6 protein-coding genes are annotated in these 7,715 nt (G+C 63.1%); 2 read left to right on the top strand and 4 right to left on the bottom strand.

Annotation, left to right across the window (positions count from 1 at the left end; all coding sequences use genetic code 11):
- Nucleotides 1-107 precede the first annotated feature (107 nt).
- The 3 genes from AC3IFE_RS17800 to AC3IFE_RS17790 are packed head-to-tail and all read right to left on the bottom strand — an operon-like array spanning nucleotide 108 to nucleotide 4,171.
- Nucleotides 108-1,760, bottom strand: a complete 1,653-nt coding sequence (locus AC3IFE_RS17800; protein ID WP_489191368.1) for a tannase/feruloyl esterase family alpha/beta hydrolase — start codon at nucleotides 1,758-1,760, stop codon at nucleotides 108-110.
- Nucleotides 1,761-1,784: 24 nt separating this feature from the next.
- The gene (locus tag AC3IFE_RS17795) at nucleotides 1,785-2,813 is read right to left on the bottom strand and encodes a hypothetical protein (RefSeq protein WP_489191366.1); all 1,029 of its coding nucleotides are present in this window, start codon (nucleotides 2,811-2,813) and stop codon (nucleotides 1,785-1,787) included.
- Between the two features lie 8 nt (nucleotides 2,814-2,821).
- Complete coding sequence (locus AC3IFE_RS17790) at nucleotides 2,822-4,171, bottom strand: MFS transporter (RefSeq protein ID WP_489191369.1); 1,350 nt, start codon at nucleotides 4,169-4,171, stop codon at nucleotides 2,822-2,824.
- 113 nt (nucleotides 4,172-4,284) lie between these two features.
- Between AC3IFE_RS17790 and AC3IFE_RS17785 the strand changes: the two genes are divergently transcribed.
- Both AC3IFE_RS17785 and AC3IFE_RS17780 read left to right on the top strand, forming a co-directional pair.
- Complete coding sequence (locus AC3IFE_RS17785; protein ID WP_089469467.1) at nucleotides 4,285-5,193, top strand: LysR family transcriptional regulator; 909 nt, start codon at nucleotides 4,285-4,287, stop codon at nucleotides 5,191-5,193.
- 279 nt (nucleotides 5,194-5,472) lie between these two features.
- A complete protein-coding gene (locus AC3IFE_RS17780; RefSeq protein ID WP_489191365.1) occupies nucleotides 5,473-6,519 on the top strand; it encodes an AraC family transcriptional regulator in 1,047 nt (348 codons plus the stop codon).
- 43 nt (nucleotides 6,520-6,562) lie between these two features.
- On the opposite strand, the gene AC3IFE_RS17775 is transcribed toward AC3IFE_RS17780, so the two are convergent.
- Entirely contained in the window at nucleotides 6,563-7,501 is a 939-nt protein-coding gene (locus AC3IFE_RS17775; RefSeq protein ID WP_301739397.1) for a LysR family transcriptional regulator, read from the bottom strand.
- Nucleotides 7,502-7,715 lie beyond the last annotated feature (214 nt).

Here is a 7,715-nt window from a genome sequence, read left to right as displayed (position 1 = left end):
CAAGCGATCTTTGCATTCCGCCCGCCGCCGCGATGGCGTTGCGCTCGGGCGCCGGAAAGTCGGCGGTGAAACCGGGCAACGGCAATGACGAGAAAAACGGTCGCCCGCTACGAGTGAGTGCACTGGAAGCTCGCCGCTGCGTTGACATCGCCGCCGATATACTTGGGCCACAGTGGATAGCGGCACAACGGGCGCGTCCTCCCGAGCGTCGCTGCGTTAAGGTCGCTCATCGTCAGTGTTTCGGGCGCCTTGCCGCTTTCCACCCATTCATCGAGTGCGGAGAGTGAATCGACGGCAGGGTGAAACGGCCCCGTGCCATGGCCGACCCCCGGCATCAGATAAAACCGCACGAAGCCGTCGACCGTTCCTTGTCCGAAACGCTGCACCAGACCGTTGTAATAGTCGGTGCTGGAACCGGTGCTCACGATTTCGTCGGCAAGGCCGTGCGTCATGATGAGCATGCCGCCTTTCGCGACATAGGCGCTCAGGTCGGTGCTCGTTGCATCGGTCAGTGCCGATAGCGCCTGGACGCGCGACTGATACGCACCGGGATTGACCGGATCGAACGTCAACGAATCGAACGTGGGTACGCGCGTGACGAAGTACTTCACCCATTGATCGCCCGTCACCCACTGGTTCGCGTCTTTCTTTCCTGCAGGATTCGCGGGTACTTTCGATTCGCCGAGATCGCGTGTCGTGTATGGCCCCGCGAACACCGAACCCGCGAGGATGTTGTAGCCAGCGTATTGCGTCACGCCGTTCGCAAGGGGATACGGCAATTGCAACGGCGCGGCGATGGTCCGAACGGTCGCGATCTGCGCATCCGACAGACAGGTGTCGCCCGAATCCACGCCGTTCGGACAGCGCACGGACGCCAGCACCGTCGCCGATTGCGCGTTGCACGCCGCCACGTTGGACACGATGCCGTCGGCGACGCCGTCGAGCGCGTCGCACGCGCGCATGACGGCATTTTGCAGCAGCACCGTTTTGGCGACGTCGAGCCAGCCTGCGCCGTTGTTCAAGTAGAGTGCACGGCCCAGCACGACGTTGCTCAAACGCAGTCCGGTATAGTTGAGCGCCGGGCGATTCACGACGATACCGTCATAGTCCGCGGGCCAGCGTTGAGCTTCGCTCAACCCGTCCCGACCACCGGTTGAACTGCCGAAGAAATAGGTTTTGCCGGGCGCGCTCGCGTAACGCTTTCTGATGAGCGCCATCGCGACGTCGTGCGTTTTCTTCAGACTCAGGCCGCCGTAGTTCGCAAGCGATTCGTCATTCGCGGCGAATTTGCCGTCGGTGATGCTGGAACTCTGATGTCCGGAATCGTCACCGAACGTCGCGTAGCCGCTGGCAAGCGGCGTCGGCGTGCCCGTGGGGGCCATGTCGAGTGCGTCGACGCCGGTAATCAGCGTACCGTCGAAGCCGCCGCCGCCATAATGCAGCGCCTTGCGGTTCCAGTTGGTCGGCAGATTGACCTGAAACCGGATCGACGGCGCCGCGGGATCGACGGGCGCGATGGCGCCATTCACCTGGCAATATTCGCCGGCGGTTTCCACCAGTGTCGCGCTCGTGATCGTCGCACCGCCGGTCGGCTCGGCAATCGAAGATGCCGGAATCGCGAGGCCGTTCAATGCCGCGCATTGCGTTGCGGCCGAGGGCGGCGGCGAGCTTGCCGAAGCGCCGCCGCCCGACTCGTTGCCGCCGCACGCGCTGATGCAAAGGCAGAGGGCGAGCGCCCCCCACAACGGTCTGTTGTCCATCGTCGTCTCCAGATGAATTGATTGCTATTCGAGCGCACCGCCTTCCTGTTCGACGCGTGATTCCGCGAGCCGAACGGACGGACCAAACAATGCGCATACGCCGGCCTGCGATACGAACATTGCATCGCCGTTGTGTCCCGCGCCTTGAACTTCATGCAGCGCATGCCGCAATTCCGGATGCCGGGCGCGCAGATAGGCGTAGTACGCGCGGCCGCGCACGAGGCGGTGCGGGCCTTGCATCATCGCCTCGCATGAGCGGTCGAGAGCCGGGTGCGCCGGATCGTCGTCGTGCGTGCCGAGCAGATAGGTGACGTCGTGATCGACGTAACGACGTTCGAGCGATCGCGCGTCGAGTCCGTCCGCATAGCGGGGAAGTCGCGAAGTGCCGTATTTCCATTCATTGAATCCGGCGCATGCGGTTTGATCAATGCCCTCGCCATGCGGACGCCACGCGTCGAAGTACACGTACGACGAAGGATTCGCAATGACGTAACGTACCTTCACACCGCGTGCGAGACAGCATGCCGTCGCGTTGCTGAGTATCGCGTGCCGATGCGCGACCTGCGCCCCACCGGAATGTCCTGCGATCACGATCTCGCGCAGCTCCGGGTAGCGGCCACTCTGCATGCATTGAACGTAATGTTCGATGAGCGCATCCAGCACATCGAATGAGCTGAGCGGCGCTGGACCGATGGCGTCGAGGCCGCCCATCCACGAGGTCCATTCCCAATGCAGACAGTCGGCCGCCAACGGGTGATACTCGACGTCGGCCGTCGCGAGAAATTGCGGCACGGCGAGTATCACGCTGTTCGCATCGGCCGTGGACGAGTCGAGCGCGCGCTGCGTCGAACGAAGGTATGCGTCGGCGTCGCGCAATCGGCCGTGCAGCATCACGACGACCTGCGTCGCGGTGGCCGGCGCGACGCTGCCGCCCGTGAACAGCGGCACGCCGGCTTCGCCGCGCGACGTCGAAACGGTCAACCGCTCACTGGCGACGACTTTGACGGGTACTTCGTTACGTGGACGCACTTCGTGGTTCCGAGTAAGGTACATCGCGACGCTCACGCTGTGTCACCCGGCCACAGGTTCGGCTCGCGGCGCAAGCGTTGCCCGGACGATGTGAAGCCGACCAGCAGCAACGAGACGATGCCGGCGAACACCAGATACCACGCCGGCACGATGCGCGAGCCGGTGACGTCGATCAAGGTCGAAACGGTGAGCGGCGCGAGCCCGCCAAACAGCGTGACGGCCACGTTGTACGACAGCGCCACGCCCGTCGAGCGCATGGCCGTCGGAAACAACTGCGTCAGCATGCCGGGGTGCGCGCCCGACATGACGCTGAGCACGACCGTCGCGATCATCTGCGCGCTGAACACGCGTTCGGGCGAAGGCGCCGCGAGCACCCATGCGAAAAGCGGATAGGCAGCGCACACCCAGCCGATCGTCACCGGAAAGAACAGCCGATATGCGCCGATGCGGTCGGCAAGCTTCCCTGCCAACGGATAGCCGACAATGCCGATCAATCCGGAGATCGCCGTGCCGAACAGCGCATTCTTCAGCGGTAGATGCAGCTGGTGTTCGACATAGAGCGGCATATAGGAATGCCACAGATAATTGGTCGCTGCTCCGACGACGATGACGCCCATCGCGCAGAGCGCCGCATCGCCACGCTCGTGAATGAATGTCCGTAGCGACTGGCGTGGCGCATGTCCGAGCCGTTCCCGCAACTGTACGAATTCCGGCGACTCGCCGACCTTGTGCCGGATGTAGAAGCCCACCGGGCCAACCAGCGCGCCGAGCAGAAACGGCACGCGCCAACCCCACATCACGAGCGACTGGTGCGACAGATGCGTGGTGAGCAAGTACGAGCATAGCGACGACAGAAGCAGCGCGACGGCCTGTGACGTCATCTGAAAGCTGCCGAAGAACATCTTGCGTCCCGGCGGCGCGTATTCCGTCAGCATCGCGGCCGCTGTCGCGAACTCGCCGCCTACGGAGAGCCCTTGCAGAATGCGTGCGAGGATCACGATGAGCGGCGCGGCCATGCCGATCGCCGCGTAGCTGGGCGTCAGGCCCATCATCAGCGTGCTGGCTGCCATCAGCAGAATCAGCAGCGACAACGTTTTGCGCCGCCCGTAGCGATCCGCGCATGCGCCTATCACGATGCCACCCAGCGGCCTGACCACGAAGCCGACGGCAAACGTTGCCAGCGTCAGCGTGATGGACACGAATCCGTTGCCGACAGGGAAAAACACCTGCGCGATGATCTTCGCGAAGTAGCCGTAGATGAGAAAGTCGAACCACTCGAGGCCATTGCCGATGACCGATGCGAGCACCGCGCGGCGAGTTTGCGAACGGCTGAGCACCGTTGCGGCCGACGCGGGCATGTTCGCTTGCAAGGTGGGTTGCATGTGTCTCCTTTGATTCTTGTCCAGCTTCCGAAGCAAGCGTACGTGTCGATGTCTTGAATGTAAAATACAGATGAGACACGGTTGCCATATCCAACGCATATACCAGACAAACGATGGAACTCAGACAGCTGCGCTATTTCCTCGCCGTCGCCGAAGAAGGTCAGTTCACTCGGGCCGCCGCGCGACTGCATATCCAGCAGCCGCCGTTGTCGCAGCAAATTCAGGACCTCGAACAGGAACTCGGCTTCGCGCTTTTCGTGCGACAGCCTCGCGGTGTCGTGTTGACGGCGCCCGGCGAGATCTTCGCCGCGCGCGCGCGTACGGTGCTGCTCGAACTGAACAACGCCGTCGTCCACGCGCGCCGGGTGGCGCAAGGCCGGATCGGCACGGTGCGCGTTGCGCTCACGAGTTCGGCTGCGTTTCATCCGCTTACGCCTACCGCTATTCGCAATTTTCGGGACATGTACCCCGAGATTTCGATAGAGATGAGCGAGGTGAATGCGGCGGAGATCATCGAAATGATGTTGAACGGCCGCGCGGATGCAGCCATTCTCCGCAAACCGGTCGAAACGCCCGCTGACCTACGCTTCGAACTGCTGGCCGAAGAACGCATGTTGCTGGTGCTGCCCGTGGGGCACAGGCTGATCGGCGGTCGTTCCGTGTCGCTCAAACAGCTGGCGAACGAGTCGTTCATCTTCGTGCGTCGGCCCGGTGCGCCCGGCATGTACGCGGACTTCATCAGGGCTTGTCAGGCCAGGGGCTTCGAGCCGCACGTCGTGGAAGAGGTGCCGCGCATGGTGACGGCAATCAATCTCGTGGCGGCGGGCGGCGGCGTATCGCTCGTGCCCGCGTCGATGCAACGTTACCATCAGGAAAGCGTGCACTACTGCCGTGTGGCCGGCGATCACGCGTTTCGAGCACCGTTGCATCTCGTCACCCGGCATGACTTGCAAAACCCCGCCGCATCGCACTTCCGTGACGCGTTGCTGACGTTCGTCCAGCGTCATCCACATCGAGAATAAGCCCGGGAAGGGCAAGCGCCTGATGGATTGCGGGCTCTGCAGCCTTCGTGCAATGTCGAAAAATCCTCCGACACGCGGGCCCCTTCCCGGATGCTCCGTCGCTTGACCTTGGCCGCCCGCATTAGCGGAATCGTCGGGCACGATTAGCGCGCGAACGGACGCCATGCGGCGTATCGACGAACCTCAACGCCGACTGACTGACAGTGGATGCTCGGCCCATGTCGTTGATTGTCCGGGACGAAGAACCGGCAGGTTGAGACCCGGCCCGCGGCATTGTTAATGCTCTATAGTGCGATTTGCTTGCGCGACAGTACGATGATGAGTGACGACCCTTTCTCCGACATCCTGAGGCTCACGAACGCCGAATCGCTGACAACGGGGGGCTTCTCCGCCGGCGGCGCTTGGGCCGTTCGATTCCCGGCGCCCGACAAAATCAAGTTTTTCGCGGTGGTGAAGGGCGCGTGCTGGGTTTCCATCGACGGAGAGGAAACGCCCATCCGCTTTGGGAGCGGCGACGTCGGGTTGCTGACGGCAAAACGGTCGTTCGTCCTCGCAAGCGATCCTTGCGTGCCACCCGTCGACGCGATGGCGTTGTTCTCGGGCGCCGGAAAGTCGATGGTGAAACTGGGCGACGGCGACGACTTCGTGCAGATCGGCGGACACGTACTGCTCGATCCGGTCACGGGCAGCTTGCTGTCGGACGTTCTGCCGCCATGGATTCACGTGCCGGCCGTATCGCCGCAGGCAGTGAGGGTCCGCTGGCTTCTCGAGCAACTCGTGGAAGAGCGTGCGGCCGATCTGCCCGGCGCGCAACTCGTATCGGCCCAGCTTTCACAACTGCTGTTCATTCAGATATTGCGTGCCCATCTGAAGACGTCCGCGTCCTTGACGGGATGGCTGCGCGCGTTCTGCAACCCGCGCATCGCTCCGGCATTGCGGCTGATGCATGGCGATCCGGCGCGTTCATGGCATCTGGATGAGCTTGCCGCCGCGTGTGCGATGTCACGGACCACGTTCGCTTCTCACTTCAGGAGGAGCGCCGGCGTCGCCCCGCTGACCTATCTTGGCGAGTGGCGCATGCGTCTTGCCGAGCGCCGTTTGCGCGACGAGAACGTCCCGGTCGCACTGCTTGCGCAGTCGCTCGGTTACTCGTCCGAAAGCGCATTCAGCAACGCGTTCAAGCGCATGTCAGGGCATTCACCGACGGCATATCGTCATATCGTACGGACTGCTTCCGAAGAAGTGGGCGGTGAGCGCGGCGGCGTTCGCGCGGACGTGGAGGCTACCGGTTCGACGCTGCAGTCGCTTCCATCGAAACCTCGGTGAAATGCGCGAGCGGCACGCAGATCGGATCGCGGGCATGTCCGATTCACGGCCCTCGAGACAGGCGTTGCCCTTCCTTGCGCAAAGACCCTGTGAGATGACGCAATTCGTCCAGCAGTTTGACGGCGGGCGCGGGTAGCGTGCCTCGCCGGCGCCGGAACGCCGTCAAAGTACGTGGCGCATCCAGGCCTTCAATGTCCAGGGCGTCGATGACGCCCGCTTTGCTTTCGGTGTCGTACATCGGTTCGGCCATCCACGAGACAAAGCCACATCGCGCTACGAGGCTTTTGAGCACGGTGACCGAACGGGTCTCGACCGCGATGGCCGGCATCGGCAGGCCGCGGGCCCTGAAGGTTTCCTGCATGTGGGCATAAGGTCCGGTTCCCTTGGGCGTGAGTGCCCACCGTTGTGTCAATGTGTCGTCGAGTCGAAGGCCGCGCTTCGCCCGCAGCGGATGATCGGGGGCCGCGACCACGAAACTCCTGTCGGTCCATGAACAATCGGAGAGCGCAGCGACATCCTCGGTTTCGATTCCCGACGTGCAAAGCGCCAGGTCGATTTCATAAGCGAGCAAGCCCTCGACGAGACGATCCCACACGCCTTCGATCACCTCGACGCGCAGATTGGGCCATTTCTCGAGCACACATGCGATGGCCATCGGCAGGACGAGACTCGCTATGCTGCCCACCGCGCCGACCTTGATCACGCCTTTCGCCAGGCCGCGCATCGCGTCCAGTTCCTCGCGCGCCTGTTCGGCTTCCCTTTGCAGCGACATCGCATGCGGCATCAATGCTTCGCCCAGCGCGGTCAACTGCATCCCTTTGGTGTGACGCTCGAAAAGCGGCGCCCCGACGGACTCCTCGAGCCGCTTGATCGATCTGCTCAGCGCCGGCTGGGTCATGTTCAGCATGGCCGCGGCCCGTCCCAGGCTACCCGCGGACACGATCGTGGTGAACATCATCAGCTGCTGCAGATTGAAACTCATCGTGGCGGACCAGATTGAAAGGAGTGAAGGGGGCGAACGGGATTCCGGGCCGCCCGGCGCCTGCTAGGTGTCTTCCCTGCCAGGGACCGCGGCGCCCGCTCCTTGCGGCGACCGCCGAGCCCCGATGACGGCGAACAGCCTTGTCCGACAAGGCATCCGGGCGGAATGGGCCGCTCCGGCGATCCCACAGACTCATGCCTGAATGTAATGACTT

The organism is Burkholderia sp. APQ4-4ca (genome assembly GCF_057837105.1).
Note: the sequence above shows the minus strand (reverse complement) of the source record. Positions and strands in the feature narration are given on the sequence as shown.